Annotated in this window: 13 protein-coding genes; 4 read left to right on the forward strand and 9 right to left on the reverse strand. The window is 71.5% G+C overall.

All coding sequences use genetic code 11. The features are described from left to right. The first annotated feature begins 9 nt into the window (after window positions 1-9). The 3 genes from HQQ79_RS10735 to glgB all read left to right on the forward strand — a co-directional run bounded on the left by HQQ79_RS10735 (window position 10) and on the right by glgB (window position 6,839). The gene (locus HQQ79_RS10735) at window positions 10-2,118 is read left to right on the forward strand and encodes an alpha-amylase family glycosyl hydrolase (protein WP_173034186.1); all 2,109 of its coding nucleotides are present in this window, start codon (window positions 10-12) and stop codon (window positions 2,116-2,118) included. Window positions 2,119-2,292: 174 nt separating this feature from the next. Then, a complete protein-coding gene (locus tag HQQ79_RS10740) occupies window positions 2,293-4,293 on the forward strand; it encodes an alpha-1,4-glucan--maltose-1-phosphate maltosyltransferase (RefSeq protein WP_027465863.1) in 2,001 nt (666 codons plus the stop codon). Continuing rightward, window positions 4,290-6,839 carry a 1,4-alpha-glucan branching protein GlgB gene (glgB, locus tag HQQ79_RS10745; RefSeq protein ID WP_173034188.1) on the forward strand — a complete coding sequence of 850 codons (2,550 nt, stop codon included), beginning with the start codon at window positions 4,290-4,292 and terminating at the stop codon, window positions 6,837-6,839. Before HQQ79_RS10740 ends, glgB begins: the two co-directional genes overlap by 4 nt. Before the next feature lie 249 nt (window positions 6,840-7,088). On the opposite strand, the gene HQQ79_RS10750 is transcribed toward glgB, so the two are convergent. Together HQQ79_RS10750 and HQQ79_RS10755 are read right to left on the reverse strand one after the other, a co-directional pair. Then, window positions 7,089-8,099, reverse strand: coding sequence for a tetratricopeptide repeat protein (locus HQQ79_RS10750; RefSeq protein WP_173034191.1), 1,011 nt, complete (start codon window positions 8,097-8,099; stop codon window positions 7,089-7,091). After that, window positions 8,096-9,838 (reverse strand): hypothetical protein, encoded by a 1,743-nt coding sequence (locus HQQ79_RS10755; RefSeq protein ID WP_173034193.1) that lies wholly within the window; start codon window positions 9,836-9,838, stop codon window positions 8,096-8,098. The genes HQQ79_RS10750 and HQQ79_RS10755 overlap by 4 nt, the downstream gene beginning before the upstream one ends. Before the next feature lie 182 nt (window positions 9,839-10,020). On the opposite strand from HQQ79_RS10755, the gene HQQ79_RS10760 reads away from it, so the two are divergent. Beyond that, a complete protein-coding gene (locus HQQ79_RS10760; RefSeq protein ID WP_173034195.1) occupies window positions 10,021-11,862 on the forward strand; it encodes a hypothetical protein in 1,842 nt (613 codons plus the stop codon). A 91-nt stretch (window positions 11,863-11,953) separates the two neighbouring features. On the opposite strand, the gene HQQ79_RS10765 is transcribed toward HQQ79_RS10760, so the two are convergent. The 7 genes from HQQ79_RS10765 to pyrH form a co-directional block, all read right to left on the reverse strand. Further along, window positions 11,954-12,703, reverse strand: a complete 750-nt coding sequence (locus HQQ79_RS10765; RefSeq protein ID WP_173034197.1) for an alpha/beta hydrolase — start codon at window positions 12,701-12,703, stop codon at window positions 11,954-11,956. Beyond that, complete coding sequence (locus HQQ79_RS10770) at window positions 12,700-13,002, reverse strand: hypothetical protein (RefSeq protein ID WP_111103455.1); 303 nt, start codon at window positions 13,000-13,002, stop codon at window positions 12,700-12,702. The genes HQQ79_RS10765 and HQQ79_RS10770 overlap by 4 nt, the downstream gene beginning before the upstream one ends. Window positions 13,003-13,014: 12 nt before the next feature. Next, window positions 13,015-13,914: a lytic transglycosylase domain-containing protein gene (locus HQQ79_RS18685; RefSeq protein WP_254066187.1), complete on the reverse strand. Its 900-nt coding sequence runs from the start codon at window positions 13,912-13,914 to the stop codon at window positions 13,015-13,017. Window positions 13,915-14,061: 147 nt separating this feature from the next. Then, window positions 14,062-14,610 (reverse strand): DivIVA domain-containing protein, encoded by a 549-nt coding sequence (locus tag HQQ79_RS10780; protein ID WP_027465869.1) that lies wholly within the window; start codon window positions 14,608-14,610, stop codon window positions 14,062-14,064. Window positions 14,611-14,686: 76 nt separating this feature from the next. Beyond that, entirely contained in the window at window positions 14,687-15,631 is a 945-nt protein-coding gene (locus tag HQQ79_RS10785) for a phosphatidate cytidylyltransferase (protein ID WP_173034199.1), read from the reverse strand. Window positions 15,632-15,696: 65 nt separating this feature from the next. Next, window positions 15,697-16,251, reverse strand: coding sequence for a ribosome recycling factor (gene frr, locus HQQ79_RS10790; protein ID WP_027465871.1), 555 nt, complete (start codon window positions 16,249-16,251; stop codon window positions 15,697-15,699). A 46-nt stretch (window positions 16,252-16,297) separates the two neighbouring features. Continuing rightward, window positions 16,298-17,017 (reverse strand): UMP kinase, encoded by a 720-nt coding sequence (gene pyrH, locus HQQ79_RS10795; protein ID WP_027465872.1) that lies wholly within the window; start codon window positions 17,015-17,017, stop codon window positions 16,298-16,300. Between the last annotated feature and the right edge of the window lies 1 nt (window position 17,018).

Raw genomic sequence — 17,018 nt, forward strand, 5'->3', positions numbered from 1 at the left:
CCTTGTCGCGTGCACGAGACAGCGATCGACCTCACGCCGGGGTTCTCCCTGGGCGGGACCGTCCCCCGGTTCACCCTGCGGTCCGCGACGGCGACGGACGTCGTCCTGGTCGTGGCGAGCGCGGGAAGCGACGACGGGGCCGACGGGGAAGACCGCTCCGGCGGCCGACCGACCCGGCACCCGCTCGAGCGCGTGCCGGACACGGACGTGTGGACCGGCGAGGTCCCCGGGATCGTGCCCGGCGACCGCTACCACCTGCTCGTCGACGGGCCGGTCGGGCCGCGGCACGAGTTCGACCCGACGCGTCCGTTGCTCGACCCGTACGCGCGGGGCATCCTGCCGACCGGCGACGACGAAGCGGTCGGCCCTCGCTGGACCAGCGTGGTCGTCGATGACGCCTTCGACTGGGGCGGCGTCGTGAAGCCGCAGGTCCCGCTCGACCGCGCCGTCGTCTACGAGGCGAACGTCCGCACCCTGACGGCCGCGAACCCGCACCTGCCGGAGCACCTGCGCGGCACGTACGCCGGGGTCGCCCACGAGAGCACCATCGCGCACCTGCACCGCATCGGCGTCACCACGCTCGAGCTGCTGCCCGTGCAGGCGTTCGACACCGAGCGGTGGCTCCGCGACGCCGGCCGGCAGAACGCCTGGGGCTACAACACGCTCGGGTTCTTCGCCCCGCACGCCGCGCACGCCTCGTCGCCGGCGCAGCAGGAGGGCGCCGACGCCGTCCTGCGGGAGTTCAAGGGCATGGTCCGGCTGCTGCACGAGGCCGGCATCCAGGTCGTCCTGGACGTCGTCTACAACCACAGCGCGGAAGAGGGCTTGGGTGGTCCGACGACGAGCCTGCGTGGCATCGACGGTGCGAACCGCTACCGCTGGGCGCAGAGCGACCCGCCCCGCCGGGACACCTACTACGACACCACCGGGTGCGGGAACACGCTCGACACCTCGGTCGAGGCGACGGCGGACCTCATCGTCGACAGCCTGGTGTACTGGGCGCGCGAGGTGCAGGTCGACGGGTTCCGCTTCGACCTGATGGCCGCCCTGGCCCGCGACGGCGAGCACCGGTTCGACCCGTCGCACCCGCTGCTCGAGCGCATCCGGAACCACCCGGACCTGCAGGACACCCTGGTGATCGCCGAGCCGTGGGACGTCGGCCCGGACGGCTGGAAGACCGGGGAGTTCGGCGCGGCCGGCCAGCGCACGAGCGAGTGGAACGACGGGTTCCGCAACACCGTCCGCCAGTTCTGGCTCACCGACATCGCCGAGGAGCGCCGCACCGGCCTGCCGCAGACCGGGATCGGCCGGCTGGCTGAGGCGTTGTCGGGATCGAGGAGTGTCTTCGGCGCCGACCGCGGCCCGCTGGCGAGCGTCAACTTCGTCACCGCGCACGACGGCTTCACCCTGCTCGACCTGGTGTCGTACGACGGCAAGCACAACGAGGCCAACGGCGAGGACAACCGCGACGGCTCGAACGACAACCGCTCGTTCAACCACGGCATCGAGGGTGACACCGCCGACCGCGGGGTCCGCGCCGCGCGGGGTCGGTCGATGCGCAACCTGGTGGCGACCCTGATGCTGTCCGCCGGGGTGCCGATGCTCACCGCCGGCGACGAGCGGAGCCGCACGCAGCACGGCAACAACAACGCCTACGTGGTGTCCGACGACCTGACCCCGGTGGACTGGTCCGACGACGAGGACGCCGAGACGATGACCGAGGCCGTCGCCGCGCTGGCCCGGTTCCGGCAGGCGCACCCGTCGCTCCGCCCCACCCGCTTCGGCGTCGAGGGGCAGGAGACCCCCGGGGCCTCGCGGATGTCCTGGTACGGGCCGGACGGGCACCCGATGACGATCGAGGGCTGGGACCAGCCGGTGCACCGCGCCCTGCAGTACTTCGTCGAGTCGACGCCCGAACACGAGCCCTTCGACCGCGTCCTGGTGGTCGTGCACGGCAGCGGCCGCACCCGCGACCTGACCCTGCCGGTGCGCGAGGACGTCCTCGGGTACCGCCTGGCCTGGTCGAGCGAGAAGCACCGCGACCACGAGCGCCTCCGACCTGCCGGGCAGGTCTTCACCGCCTACGGCCCCGGCATCCACCTGTTCGAGGTGGCGTAGCGCCGAGCAGTCGGGTGCGGCCCGGCGTCACGACCGACCGACGGACGGGAGGCCCGTGGCGGCCCCGCCACGGGCCTTGCGTCCGGTCCTCAACAGGCTCCACGGCGCGCCCGGCCCTCCACAGCGGGCCGATTCCGGGGAACGCGGAGCCGCCCGCCGGGTAGCGTCGCTTCCGTGGCCACCGCAGACCGACCCCGCCGCCCGAAGATCGGGCGCATCCCGATCACCGAGCTCGCCCCGAGGACGCCGAACGGCTTCCCCGGCAAGGCATTCGACGGCGAGGTGATCACGTTCGGTGCAACCGTCTTCCGAGAAGGACACGGCATCATCGGCGCCGACCTCGTCCTCGAACGCCCAGACGGTGGAACCCGCACCGTCCCAATGACCCTCGGTGCCCCCGGCACCGACCGCTACGAAGCCACCGTGCAGGTCGACCACGTCGGCGTCTGGACCTGGCACGTCGAGTCGTACTCCGACGACTGGGCGAGCTGGCTGCACGGCGCACGCCTGAAGATCGCGGCCGGCGTCGACACCGAGGCGACCCTGCTCGACGGTGCCGTGCTGCTCGACCGGCTGGCCGAGGAGACCGACTCCCCCGCCGCCACCCGTGCCGCCGCACGCGTCCGTGACACCGACCTCGACCCGGCCGAACGCCTGGCCGCCGTCGACGACCCGCGCATCGTCGCCGAGGTCGAGGAAGCCCCGCTCACCTCGCTCCGCACGCACTCCGCCACCCAGCTGCTCGACGTCGAACGCACCCGCGCCGGCGTCGGCGCCTGGTACGAGTTCTTCCCCCGCTCGGAAGGCGCGAAGAAGAACCCCGACGGCTCCTGGAAGAGCGGCGACTTCCGCACCGCGGCCCGCCGCCTGCCCGCCGTCGCCCGGATGGGCTTCGACGTCATCTACCTGCCGCCGATCCACCCCATCGGCACCACCGCCCGCAAGGGGCCGAACAACACGCTCACCCCGGGGCCGAACGACCCCGGCAGCCCCTGGGCGATCGGCTCCCCCGAGGGCGGGCACGACGCGATCCACCCCGACCTCGGCACCGAGGACGACTTCCGCGACTTCGTCGAGACGGCGAAGAACACCGGCATGGAAGTCGCGCTCGACTTCGCGCTGCAGTGCTCCCCCGACCACCCCTGGGTCACCCAGCACCCGGAGTGGTTCACGCAGCGCGCCGACGGCTCCATCGCGACCGCCGAGAACCCGCCGAAGCGCTACCAGGACATCTACCCGATCCAGTTCGACACCGACCCCGAGGGCCTGGTCACCGAGGTCGAGCGTGTCCTGCGCCACTGGATCGCCTTCGGCATCCGCATCTTCCGCGTCGACAACCCGCACACCAAGCCGCTCTGGTTCTGGGAACGCGTCATCCGTGAGATCCGCGACGAGCACCCCGACACCGTGTTCCTCGCCGAGGCGTTCACCCGCCCGGCGATGATGCGCGCGCTCGCCGAAGCCGGGTTCCAGCAGTCGTACTCGTACTTCACCTGGCGGAACACCAAGGACGAGATCGAGGACTACTTCACGGAGCTCTCGCACGAGACGAGCGACTACCTGCGCCCGAACCTGTTCGTGAACACCCCCGACATCCTCACCGAGTACCTGCAGTTCGGCGGCCGTGCGGGCTACAAGGTGCGTGCGGCGCTCGCCGCCACCGGTGCACCGACGTGGGGCATGTACGCCGGCTACGAACTCTTCGAGGACGTCGCCCGACCGGGCTCCGAAGAGAACATCGACAACGAGAAGTACGAGTACAAGCCGCGTGACTTCGCCCTGGCCGAGGCCGAGGGGGCGTCGCTCGCGCCGTACGTCACGATGCTCAACCGCTTCCGTGCGGCGCACCCTGCCCTCCGGCAGCTGCGGAACCTGCACGTGCACGCCGCCGAGGACCCGGCGATCGTCGTCTACTCGAAGCACCTGTCGGGCGAGTACATCCGGTCAGGACGCCCCGACACCGTGATCGTGGTCGCCAACGTCGACCCGCACTCCGCCCGTGAGACCACCGTGCACCTGGACCTCGCCGCACTCGGTCTGCCGACCGAGGGCCTGTTCGACGTCCGTGACGTCGTGACCGGTCAGCGCTGGACCTGGGGCGCGTCGAACTACGTCCGCCTGGATGCGTTCCAGGAGCCCGTGCACCTGCTCGTCGTGGAAGGACCCCACCGATGACCCCCGAACCGACCGACCCCACGAAGCGCGGACCGGCCGTCCCGCCGGTGCCGCCTCCGCCGCCGGCCGTGCCGCGGTACGAACCGAAGGTCTCCGCGCCCGACGAGGACCTGCCCGGCGCCCCGCCGGTGCAGCGCGAGGCTCCCGACCGCGGGGTGGCGGAGTCCGCCACGCTCGCCGGGCACCCCGCCGACCCGACGCACCCGCGGCAGCCGTCCGTCGCAGCCGCCTCGGCGTCCGACGCCCCGACGGCCCCGACCGGAGGCGCCGCCCCCGTGGTCCGGCCGGCCTCCGTCGAGGCTCCGGCCGCCCCCACCGCCCCGCCCTCGGCGCCGGCTGCCTCGGCTCCGGCCGCCTCCGGTACGGCCACGGATCCGCGTCCGGCTCCGATCGAGGACTGGCTGCGTCTGCAGGTGGCTGAGGGCCGCTGGTCCCAGCCGCACGACGTCCTCGGCCCGCACCCGGTCGACGGCGGCACCAGCGTCCGCGTCGTCCGGCACCTGGCCCGCGCGGTTCGGATCGTCCGCCCCGACGGCGACGACATCGAACTCACGCACGAGGGCGACGGCCTCTGGGCCGGCGCCACCGCCGAAACCCTCGGTCGCTACCGCGTCGAGTCGGAGTACGACTACGACGAGTCGACGGACGAGGACGACGCCACGTGGACCACCGACGACGCGTACCGGTTCGCCCCGACGCTCGGCGAGCTCGACCTGCACCTGTTCGGCGAGGGCCGTGACGAGCAGCTCTGGCACCACCTCGGCGCACACGTCCGCACCGTCGACGGGGTCGACGGCGTTGCGTTCGCCGTCTGGGCACCCCGGGCGACCGCCGTCCGCGTGATCGGCGACTTCGAGGGCTGGGAAGGCCGCACCACCGCGATGCGCCGTCTGAGCGACCTCGGCGTCTGGGAACTGTTCTGGCCCGGCGCCGTCGTCGGCCAGCGCTACAAGTTCCAGATCCTCACCGACTCCGGCTGGGTGGAGCGAGCCGACCCGTTCGCCCGCGAGGCCGAGATCGCCCCGGCGACGGCCTCCGTCGTCACCGAGTCCACGTACACGTGGTCCGAGGGCGACGCCGCGTGGATGGAGCGCCGCGCGCAGACCACCACGCACGACGCCCCGATGAGCGTGTACGAGGTGCACCTCGGCTCGTGGCGCCCCGGCCTGTCGTACCGCGAGGTCGCCGACCAGCTCATCGGGCACATGGAGTACACCGGCTTCACCCACGTGGAGTTCCTGCCGCTCGCCGAACACCCCTTCGGCGGCTCGTGGGGCTACCAGGTCACCGGGTACTACGCGCCGACCGCGCGCTTCGGTTCGCCCGACGACCTGCGCTACCTGATCGACCGCCTGCACTCCGCGGGCATCGGCGTGATCATGGACTGGGTCCCCGGGCACTTCCCGAAGGACGAGTGGGCCCTCGGGCGCTTCGACGGCTACGCGCTGTTCGAGCACCCGGACCCCCGCCGCGGCGAGCAGCTGGACTGGGGCACCTACGTGTTCGACTTCGGACAGCCGCAGGTGCGCAACTTCCTGGTCGCGAACGCGCTGTACTGGTTCGAGGAGTTCCACATCGACGGCCTGCGGGTCGACGCGGTGGCCTCGATGCTGTACCTCGACTACTCCCGCACCGACTGGCTGCCGAACATCCACGGCGGCCGCGAGAACCTCGACGCGATCTCGTTCCTGCAGGAGACGAACGCGACGGCGTACAAGCGCTACCCCGGCATCGTGATGATCGCGGAGGAGAGCACCTCGTGGCCGGGCGTGACCCAGCCGACGAGCGCCGGCGGGCTCGGCTTCGGGCAGAAGTGGAACATGGGCTGGATGCACGACTCGCTCGAGTACGTGCAGCGCGACCCCGCGTACCGCAGCTACCACCACGACGAGATCACGTTCTCGTTCGTCTACGCGTTCAGCGAGCAGTTCACGCTGCCGATCAGCCACGACGAGGTCGTGCACGGCAAGGGCTCCCTGTACGGCAAGATGCCCGGTGACGAGTGGCAGAAGCTCGCCAACGTGCGTGCCTACCTGGCGTTCATGTGGGCGCACCCCGGCAAGCAGCTGCTCTTCATGGGCCAGGAGTTCGCGCAGCCCGCCGAGTGGTCCGAGGCGAAGGGCCTCGACTGGTGGCTCCTCGACCAGCCCGGCCACCGCGGTGTGCAGGACCTCGTCGCGGAGCTCAACCGCGTGTACAAGGACTCCCCGGCGCTCTGGACGCACGACTCCACGGCCGACGGCTTCGAGTGGCTCGAGGGCGGCGACGCACCGCACTCGACCCTCGGGTTCCTGCGGAAGGACGGCGACGACCGGGTCGCGGTGTTCGTGAACTTCTCCGGTGTGCCGGTGGAGCGCCGCTTCGGGCTGCCGACCGCGGGCGAGTGGCATGAAGTGCTCAACACCGACGCGGCCGAGTACGGCGGCTCCGGGGTCGGCAACCTCGGCGTCGTCACGGCGGAGGACACCCCGTGGGCGGGCCGCCCGGCCTCGGCGCACCTCGTGGTCCCGCCCCTCGGCGCCGTCTGGCTGAAGCTGGCCCAGTAGCCCGGCCAGCGTCCGCGACGCGACCGACCGACAGACGGGAGGCCCGGTGCCAGCTGGCACCGGGCCTCCCGTCTGTCCGTTTCCCTGTCCACCCCGATGCGCGAGGCGCCGTCGTGTCCGCGGGACGCCGTCGTCTGCTCAAGACGCCGTCGTGTCCTTGAGACACCCCGGAAACACCGAGACGCCGCCGGATCCGGCGGCGTCTCGGTGTGACGACGGCGTCTTCTTCGCCGCGCCGACCCTGCGGGCCTAGTACAGGGCGCTCGCCAGGCGGCGACGCGCCGCGACGACGCGCGGGTCCTCGCTGCCGATGAGCTCGAAGTACTCGACGAGCCGGACACGCAGGGCCTCGCGGTCATCACCGAACACCGTCGGCACGAGGTCGAGCAGACGCCCGAAGGCGTCGTCGACGTGCCCGCCGGAGATGTCGAGGTCGGCGACCGCCAGCTGCGCCTGGACGTCCTGCGGGCCGGCGGCTGCTGCCGCACGGATCTCGTCGGCCGTCCGACCGTTGAGCCGGTCGAGCAGCGACACCTGTGCGAGTCCGGCGACGGCCATCTGGTCGTGCGGGTCCTGCAGGATCGCGGTCTTGTACTCCTCGATCGCGGTGGCGTAGTCGCCACGCTCGATCGCGTCGTACGCGGCCTGGTGGTGCGGCGGGAGCGGCTCCGGCTCCGGCTCGCCCTGCTCGGCGTCGGTGGGGGCCGCTGCGCCGTCGACGGTGACGCGACCGGTCACGCCGTTCTGCTCGGCCGCCTGGAGCACCTGCTCGTAGACGTCGCGGACCTGCGCCTCGGGCAGTGCCCCGACGAAGAGCCCGAGCGGGCGCCCGCCGATCACGGCGGCCACTGTCGGGATCGACTGCGCCTGGAACGCCTGCACGAGCTGCGGGTTCGTGTCGGCGTCCACCTTGGCGAGCACCACGCGGCCGTCGTACTCCGCGGTGAGCTGCTCGAGGATCGGCGAGAGCTGCTTGCACGGCCCGCACCACTCCGCCCAGATGTCCACGATGACCGGGACGACGGTCGACAGCTGCAGGACGTCCTGGAACGTCGCGTCGGTGACGTCGATCACGAGCGACGGGACGGTCAGGTCAGCGCCGTTCACGGTGCCGGCTTCGGTGCCGGGCACGGCAACGCCAGGGGAACCCGCCGGGGCCGGAGCACCGGACGGCTGGGCCGGACGCTGTGCGCGGTCGACGAGGGACGACAGGTCCACGGCTCCGCGGAGCCCGGACGGGGTCGGGGGGATGTTGCTCATTGCACCTCACTCGCTGCGGTCAGGCCCTGTGTGAACCCGAGCAGGACCACTTTGCCATCCGAGGCGACCGGCGGCACGTAGAAGAGCAGCTGGACGCTGTAGGTCGCGCTGATGCCCTTCTTGCTCGTGTCCACGCCGGACAGTGCCTTGACGGCACCCTCGGTGTTCACCTCGGCGCCGGAGGCGGTCGGGGTGACCTTCTCGACCTCGTCCAGGTCGGCGGAGACCAGGGCACCGGCGTCGTCGGTCGCGATGGCGACGGCGGAGTCGGCCGGGACCTCGGACGAGTACTCGATCTTCGCCGTGTCCGGCAGGGCCTTGGCCTTCTTGTCCTTGTACGCCTTGCCGATGGTGGTGCGGAGCGCATCGCCATCGGTCGCGAACAGGTCGGCGTACTCGCTGGCGGTGTCCTTCGACAGGATGTCGCCGTACGCGGTCGCCACCTGGTCGGGCTGGATCGTCAGGAGCTTCGACTCCGGCGCCAGCAGTGCGGCACCGATCGTCGTCGGCGCGAGGCTCGGGATCTTCGCGTCGGCCTCGAGCGAGACGTCGTACGCCACCTTGTACGGATCACGGGCGCTGTCCTGCACCAGGGTCAGGGCCTGCGGCGCCGACTTGGCGTCGCAGTCCTCGGCGACGATCGTGAAGACCGTGCGCGGCCAGCTGTCGGTCTGCTGCGGCAGCGCGACGCACACCTGCGCGGCCGAGATCGCCGGGGGCGCCTTGACGTCCGCGTCCTTCGCGCGGATCGCGTAGTTCGCCTCGCGCAGTTCGAGCGCGGCACCCGTGAAACGGGTCCCGGCGAGCCTGCTGTCACGGGTTTCGTCGGCCTGCTTCGCCACGGCGGCGGTGCGCTGCACGACGCGGGTGATCTGCTGCTTGGTCGCAGCCGTCGGCTCGGTCGTGTCCGCCGCCCCGGTGGCGGTGGCCGTCGGCGTCGCGGTGGCGAGCGACGGGTCGCCACCCTGCGGCCAGTAGTCCGAGGAACAGCCGGCCAGGGTCAGGGCACCGACGAGCAGCACCGGGACACCGACGAAGGCGCGCGAGCCACGGCGACCAGGACGCGGCACCTGCGCGCCGGCTGCGGCAGCCCGGCGCGAGGCGCGCACCCGCGGAGGCCGGCTGCCCCCACTGCGACGACGGGGGCCGCGGCCGCGGCGCTGGTGCAGGAACGCGAGGACGAGCAGCACGAGGCCTCCGACGACGAACACGCCACCGGCCACCAGCAGCGGACCGACCGCCGGGGTCGCGGTGTCCTGCGGCCAGGTGACGGACACGTCGCTCGGGGCCGCGGCCTTGCCGTCGCTGACGACGAGCACCGAGACGTCCCGCGGCAGACGCACGGTGAACTGCCCGGCACCGTCGTACTCCTGGTACCAGAGGTCACTGCCCTTGGGCGAGGGGACGCTCGTCTCGCTGCCAGTGGTCGACCCGACCAGGGATCCCTTCTCGGCGTCGAAGCGGAGCGTGGTGTGCTCGGCCTCACCGATCCAGGCGTCGACGTCGGCGGTCTTGCCGTAGGCCGCGAAGACCTTGCCGGAGCCGGACACGTTGATGCGCTGGTAGCCGGGGTTGGCGTTGAGGGTCGTCCCCGGGATCACCGTCACCGGGGCGGAACTGGTCGTCGAGCTCTCGGCCACGAGCGAGGAGGGCGGCGCGAACACGGTCCGCTGTCCCACCGCCAGCGCCACGAGCAGCAGACCGATGACGAAACTGACGATCGCCAGGACGAATCGCACGAACTCTCTCCCTACCGCGCCGGGGTGGGGATGTCGGCGCGCGAATCAGCGACTCAGGATAGCGAGCAACGCTGGACAGTGCATCAATCCGCGCTGTCGCCGGACTCAGACGCCCCGCTCCGGCCCCCACTACAATCGACCGCGGGCCGAACCTGGCCCGCTGCCGACCCCAGGAGCGACACGTGGCGAACGACGAGGCCGAGTTCGGAACCGAGCTGCGCGGGTACCGCCGCGACGAGGTGGAGCGTTCGCTGAACGACCTGCGACGCGAGCTCATCAAGTCGAACAACGACCGCGCCGACGCCGCGAAGGAGATCCGTCTCCTGCAGGCCCGGGTCTCCGAGCTGCAGAGCGAGCTCGACGAAGCCGGCACCCCCACGTACAGCGGACTCGGCACCCGCCTCGAGTCCACCCTGCGCGTGGCCGAGGAGCAGTCGACCCGGCTCATCAGCCAGGCGGACATCGACGCCCAGCGGCTCCGTGCCTCGAGCCGCGCCGAAGCCGAGCGCACCGTCCGTGAAGCACAGGAAGAAGCGCGCGACACCCTCGAGGACGCCCGCACCCGCGCCACCAACGAGCTCACCCGAGCCCGCGCCGAGGCCGCCGACACCGTCGAGCGCGCCCGCGCCGAGGCCGGTCTGCTCACGCAGGACGCCCGCAACGAAGCTGCCGCGATCCGCGGTGCCGCCGTGACCGAGGCTGCCGAGGTCCGCTCCATCGCCATCCGCGAGACGAACGCCCTGCGCGCCCAGGTCGAGCACGAGGTCGCCGAGCTGCGCGAGATCGCCCAGCGGGAGTCCGCCGAGGCCCGCACCGCCGCCGCCGAGCTCGACCGCGAGACCGAGCACCGCCGTTCGGTCTTCGAGGCCGACCACACCCGCCGAACCGAGGACCTCGACCGCGAGGAGACGACCCGGCGCGAGGCCCTCGAGCGCGAGGTCACCGAGGGTCGTGCCGCCTGGCACCGTGAGCGTGACGAGGAGCAGCAGGCACACGCACTGGCCCTCGAGACCGGTCGCGCCGAACTCGAGTCCGAGGTCACCCGCCGCCGCGCCGAGCTCGACAGCGAGGTCGCGGACCGCCGCCGCGAGCTCGACGAGGAACTCGCCGCCGCCCGCGCCCAGTGGGACCGCGAACTCGCCGCCGCCCGCACCGCACTGGAGCAGGAGATCGAGGCGGCCCGCGCGCAGCTCCGCGTCGACGAGGAACAGACCCGCGTCGAGAACGCGCGCCTGGTGCAGGAGACCGCCGACCGGATCGCCCGTGAGCTCGAGGAGCACGACGCCCGGATCGCGCAGGAGCGCGCGGAGGCCGAAGCGGCAGCCGAACGTGCCCTGCGTGAGCACGAGAACGCCATCGCCGCCCGACGCGAGCGCGAGCACGCCGAGGTCGACACCGAGATCGCCGACCGCCGCACCGCCGAGCTCGGGGTGCTCGAGGCCGAGCGCACCGCCCTGCGGCAGGAGATCGACACCGCCCGCGCCGCCCTGGTGAAGGAGCGCGACGAGGTCCGCGCCGAGATCGCCCGGGAGCGCGACGAAGCCCGCACGACGCTCGAGTCGGAGCTCGCTTCCCGACGTGACGACGCCGAGCAGGACTACCTGCGGAAGCACCACGAGACGGTGACCGAGACGCAGAAGTACCTGGACGAGGCGAACCTGCAGCTCGCCGAGGCCACGCGTCGTGCGACCGAGGCCCGTGAACGCGCCGAGCGCCTGCAGCAGGAGGCCGACGACCTCGAGCGCACCAGCACGGCCGAAGCCCAGGAGCACGCGCGCACCATCGTCGCCGACGCGCAGGACCGGGTGCACCGCATGGTTGCCGACGCCGAGGAGCGCACCGCCGGCGTCATCGCCGAGGCCGAGGACCGCCTGGCGGCCATCCGGACCGAACGCGAAGCCGTCGCGGGGTACCTCGAGAACCTCCGCGGGGTCCTCACCAACGCCACCGGCCTGCTCGGCACGGCACCCGCCGCAGCGTCCGATGCGGACGCTGACGAGGACGTGGACGCGACCGAACGCTGACGGTCCACTGCCCGGAGGCGCGACCCGCGCCTCCAGGCGGTCCCACCTGGTGCAGGTGGCGGGCCGCAGGGCGTCTTCCGGGCGTCCGTCGTCAGACCGGCCAGTGGGTCGGCAGCGGCGCGCTGCCCGGCACGACGAGGTCGGCGATCGCGTCGAGGACGATCCGCACGTACCGCTCCCCCACCCACAGGTGCTTCGCGCCCGCGACCGGCACGACTCGGACGTTCGGGGCGAGCGCGAACCGTGCCGCCGCGGCCTCGGGCCGCAGGAAGTCGTCGTGCTCCGGGACGAGCGCCACGACCGGGATACCGACGGCAGCCCAGCGGGCGAGTTCCTCGTCCGAGGTGCGGTGCAGCGGCGGGGACAGCAGGACGACCCCGGCGACCGTGCCGGCCTCGACGTGTTCGAGCGCGTGCTTGAGGATCACCTCGGTGCCGAAGGACCACCCCACCAGCCACGGCGTCGGCAGGCCGCGTTCGACGACCTCGGCGACGGCGGCTCGCAGGTCGAAGCCCTCGGACACACCCTCGCCGAAGACGCCCTCGGAGGTCCCGCGCGGCGACGTGACGGACCGGAAGTTGAACCGCAGCACCGCGATGTCGGCGAGGGCGGGCAATCGCGCGGCAGCCTTCTTGAGCACGTGTGAGTCCATGAACCCGTGCGCGGTGGGGAGCGGGTGGAGCGTGACGATGGCTCCGCGGGCCGAGGTGTCGGCAGGCTCGGCGAGCTCACCGACGAGCGTCAGGTGGTCGTCGGTGACGAGCTCGAGCTCGGTACGACGGGCCGGCAGTTCGGTGGCGGATCGGATCTCGGTGTCGTGCGTCACGTCGTGCTCGGTCATGCGATGCTCCAGCAGTGGTTGTGCCAGTGCCGGCGTGACGCCAGGTCGGCGGCGTCACCGAGCACGCCGTCCGCGCGCCAGACGACCACGTGGGCGGTGCCGGGCAGGACGGTTCCGCCGCACCCCGGGCAGATGTACTCCTTCTGCGCCGACGCGGCCGAGATCGGCTGCACTTGGTACTCGCGACCGTGACGGACCTCGGTGCGCTTCCACGAGCTCATCAGCCGGTCGAGGGTGGTCTCCTCGTCAGGCTCGACGTCGCGACCACGGGGACGCCGCGGTCGGTTGCTGCGCGGCACCCGAGCAGCCGATCAGTACCAGTTGTTGGCCTGGCTGTGCCCCCAGGCACCACAGGGGGTGCCGTAGACGCCGGCGATGTAGTTGAGACCCCAGGTGATCTGCGTCGCCGGGTTGGTCTGCCAGTCGGCGCCCGCCGTGGCCATCTTGCTGCCGGGGAGGGCCTGCGGGATGCCGTACGCACCGCTGGGGTTGTAGGCGTTCACGCGCCAGCCGGACTCCTTGTTCCACAGCGAGACCAGGCAGTTGTACTGGTCGGTCCCCCAGCCACGAGCCGTGACCTGCTGCAGGGCGATCGCCTGCGCGCTGCCCGGGTCGGGCGTCGCGGCGGTGGCGGCCAGCGTGTTGGCGGCCGAAACCGGCTGGGTCTCGGTGGCCGCGGTGTCGTCGGTGGTCTCGGTGTCGGCCTCGTCCTCTTCGACGACGGGCTTGACGACCTTCGGGGCCGGGACGGTGACGTCGTAGCCGTCACGGTCGGCGGCGGCCACGGCGTAGGTGCCGTGGGCGGTGTACTGCTGCGGCGCCGACGGGGTCTTCACGAGCACCGGGGTGTCGACCGCGGCCTGTGCCACGTCGGCCTGCAGCGGGTTGAACAGCGAGCCGCCGACGAACAGGAACACACCGACGAAGGACATCATCGGGGCCGTCGCGCGCTTGCGGGCCACGGCGTTCACCGACGAAGCGGCGGGCTTGACGAGCTTCGGCGTCGCACGGCGCTGCACCGTCGCGGTGCGCTGCTTCGCGGGACGCTCGTCAGTGTCAACGAGGGCGTCGTGCGCGAAGGACGCCACGCGCTCGTCGGACACGCGGTTCGCCGCCACCGACTTCGGCGTGGCGACCGGACCCGTCGTCGCGGGCGCTGCCTGCGGGGTCACCCCGAACGCCGACGTCTCCGTCGTACGGGTTCGCTGCATTGCCGCGCGGCGCTCACCGGAAGCCTGGAGGCTGAGGTGCTCGCGGGTATCGCGGTCGGAGCTTGAGTCTGCCGTGTGCCTGCCCATGAGTAGGACCAGGGTAACGGAACGATCACGGAAAGCGAAGCACCTGGGGACAGCGCGTCGTCACCGGACAGCGAGCATCACTTCGACGACGGCGTCGAGCAGCGCGTCGACCTGCGCCTCGCGGTACCCGCCGTGCTTCGGGCGGAAGACGATCGAACGGACCTCGGTGAGGCTGAGCGGCTTTCCCTCGCGGAAGTACCCGGCGAGCCGGGCGGCGAACGCGTCGACGTCCTTCGGGTGGTAGCCGGTGCCGAGCACGTTGACCCGGCTGAACCGCTGGCCGTCGGGCCGCTCGAGCCGCGCCACGACGTCGGATGCCTTCGTCCGCGCTTCGGCGTACCAGGCCTTCTTGCCGACCTCGCTCATCTCCCGCTCACGCTCACGGGCCGCGAAGGCGTCCTCGAGCCGTTCGAGCGCAGCGTCGACGTGCGACGTGGAGTACCCGCCCTTGCGCATCGAGAAGGCCGTGGCGCGGATCTTCGCGGCCTCGATGCCGGGGGCGCTGTCGTCTGCGGAGTACGCGCGCCGGGCGTCCTCGAGGAAACGCTCGACTTCGTCGACGTCGTAACCGAGGGCGGAACGGGCTGCGGTCGGGAAGGTGGTGGCCACGGCGTCATTCTGCCAGTCCGGACCCGTGGCACAACCTGGACGCGCTGAGTGCGGCGTTCAGCCGACACGAGCGCGGTCAGTGGTTGACGATGAGGTACAGCACGTAGGCGACCGCGGCGGACGGCAGGATGCTGTCGATACGGTCGAGCAGGCCGCCGTGTCCGGGCAGGAACGAGGAGATGTCCTTGATGCCGAGGTCGCGCTTGATCATCGACTCGGTCAGGTCGCCGAGCGTGGCCGAACCGGAGATGAGCACACCGAGCAGGACACCCGTCCACCAGGGCAGCCCGAGCATGAACAGGGCCACCAGGACGCCGACGACGATGCTCGCCGCCACGGACCCGGCGAAGCCCTCCCACGTCTTCTTGGGACTGATCCGGGGTGCCATCGGGTGCTTGCCGAGGTTCAGCCCGGTGGCGTACGCGCCGGTGTCGACCGCGACGACGACGAGGATGAACCCGATCACCCAGAGGTTGCCGTCCGGCTGGGCGGAGAGCAGCACGACGCAGGCGCCGAGCAGGGAGATGTAGGCCTGGACGAACAACCCGTTGGTGAGGTCACGGGCGACGCTGCCGGCCGGGGGCTTCTGCCGCGCGACGGCGACCTCGACCAGGCGCCAGAGGCTGATCAAGACGATGCCGCCGAGCAGCGTGAAGAGCGCCGCCACCTGCCCGACCAGGAACGCCGCCGGCACGATAGCGATCGCGACGGCGACGCTCGGGATCCGCGGGACGTCGCGCCCGGCGAACCGCATCGCGCTCGTCAGTTCGTAGACGCCGACGCCCAGCAGGAACGCCGCGACCACCATGAACGACGGCGGCCAGAGGAGCAGCGTGCCGAGCATCACGACGGCGAACGCGAGCGCGATGCCGATCGCCGCCGGCAGGTTGCGCCCGGTCCGCGCGGTCAGCGCCTCGTTGCGCGCGCCGAAGTCGGCCTTGCGCTGACGGAGCTGCGCCTCGAAGTCGGTGCGCGCCGCTCGTGCACGCGCATCGAAGTCCTGACGGAGCCCCTTCTTCACGGGCCCGCTCGACGCGGGCCCGTGCTCTGCTGTGGGGCGGTCATCGCCCTGGTCGGAGCGACGCATCAGACCTCGAGGAGTTCGGCTTCCTTCTTCTTCAGCGACTCGTCGATCTGGTCGACGTGCTTCTTCGTCAGGGCCTCGAGGTCCTTGTCGCCGCGCGAGATCTCGTCGTCGGAGATCTCACCCTTGAGTGCGTCGAGGTCGTCCTTGGCCTTGCGGCGGATGTTCCGGACGACGACCTTGTGGTCTTCGCCCTTCGTCCGCACGAGCTTGACGAACTCCTTGCGGCGGTCCTTGGTGAGCTCCGGGATCGTCACGCGGACGATGTCGCCGTCGTTCGTCGGGCTGGCACCGAGGTTCGGGAAGGTCGCGATCGCGCGCTCGATCTCCTTGAGCGCCGTCTTGTCGTACGGCGTCACGATGAGCGTACGGGCCTCGGGCGTCTGCAGCGACGCGAGCTGCGCGAGCGGCGTCGGCGTGCCGTAGTACTCGACCGGGATCTTCTGGAAGAGCGCCGCGTTGATGCGGCCGGTGCGGACGGTCGAGAAGTCGTCCTTGGCGACCTCGACAGCCTTCGCCATCTTCTCGGTGGCTTCGGTCAGGACATCACTGATCACGGTGTTACTCCTTCGGTACTGGCGTCGAGTCTAGTCAGCGCGGGGGTCAGTTGCTGACGACGGTGCCGATGCGCTCGCCACGGATCGCGGCCTGGACGTTGCCCTCGCCCTCCATGCCGAAGACGTGCATCGGCATGCCGTTGTCCATGCAGAGCGAGAACGCGGTGGCGTCGACGACCTTGAGGCCCTTCAGCAGCGCGTCCTGGTAGGTCACGTGGTGCAGCTTCTCGGCCGAGGCGTCCTTCTTCGGGTCGGCGGTGTACACGCCGTCGACGCCGTTCTTGGCGACGAGCACCTCGTCCGCCTTGATCTCGAGCGCACGCTGCGCCGCGACCGTGTCCGTCGAGAAGTACGGCAGTCCGGCACCGGCGCCGAAGATGACGACCCGGCCCTTCTCGAGGTGCCGCTCGGCGCGCCGCGGAATGTACGGCTCGGCGACCTGGGTCATCGCGATGGCGGACTGCACGCGCGTGGCAGCTCCCGCCTGCTCGAGGAAGTCCTGTAGCGCGAGAGCGTTCATCACCGTGCCGAGCATGCCCATGTAGTCGGCGCGGCCGCGGTCCATGCCGCGCTGCGAGAGCTCGGCACCGCGGAAGAAGTTGCCCCCGCCGACGACGATCGCGATCTCGACCTCACGCGCGGCGACGGCGATCTCCTTGGCGATGGTGCCGATCACGTCGGGGTTCACTCCGAGGGAGCCGGCGCCGAACGCCTCTCCCGACAGCTTCAGCAGAACGCGGCGTCGTCCGGTCTTCTCGTCGGTCATC

The sequence above is a fragment of the Curtobacterium sp. VKM Ac-2852 genome (genome assembly GCF_013205045.1).
GTDB classification, from domain to species: Bacteria; Actinomycetota; Actinomycetes; order Actinomycetales; family Microbacteriaceae; genus Curtobacterium; species Curtobacterium flaccumfaciens.

What these genes read in the sequence shown, in the direction of transcription:
- glgB (WP_173034188.1), top strand. Translation starts at nt 4,290, where the DNA reads ATGACCCCCGAACCGACCGACCCCACGAAGCGCGGACCGGCCGTCCCG.
- HQQ79_RS10750 (WP_173034191.1), bottom strand. Translation starts at nt 8,099, where the DNA reads ATGAGCAACATCCCCCCGACCCCGTCCGGGCTCCGCGGAGCCGTGGAC.
- HQQ79_RS10765 (WP_173034197.1), bottom strand. Translation starts at nt 12,703, where the DNA reads ATGACCGAGCACGACGTGACGCACGACACCGAGATCCGATCCGCCACC.
- pyrH (WP_027465872.1), bottom strand. Translation starts at nt 17,017, where the DNA reads ATGACCGACGAGAAGACCGGACGACGCCGCGTTCTGCTGAAGCTGTCG.
- HQQ79_RS18685 (WP_254066187.1), bottom strand. Translation starts at nt 13,914, where the DNA reads ATGCAGCGAACCCGTACGACGGAGACGTCGGCGTTCGGGGTGACCCCG.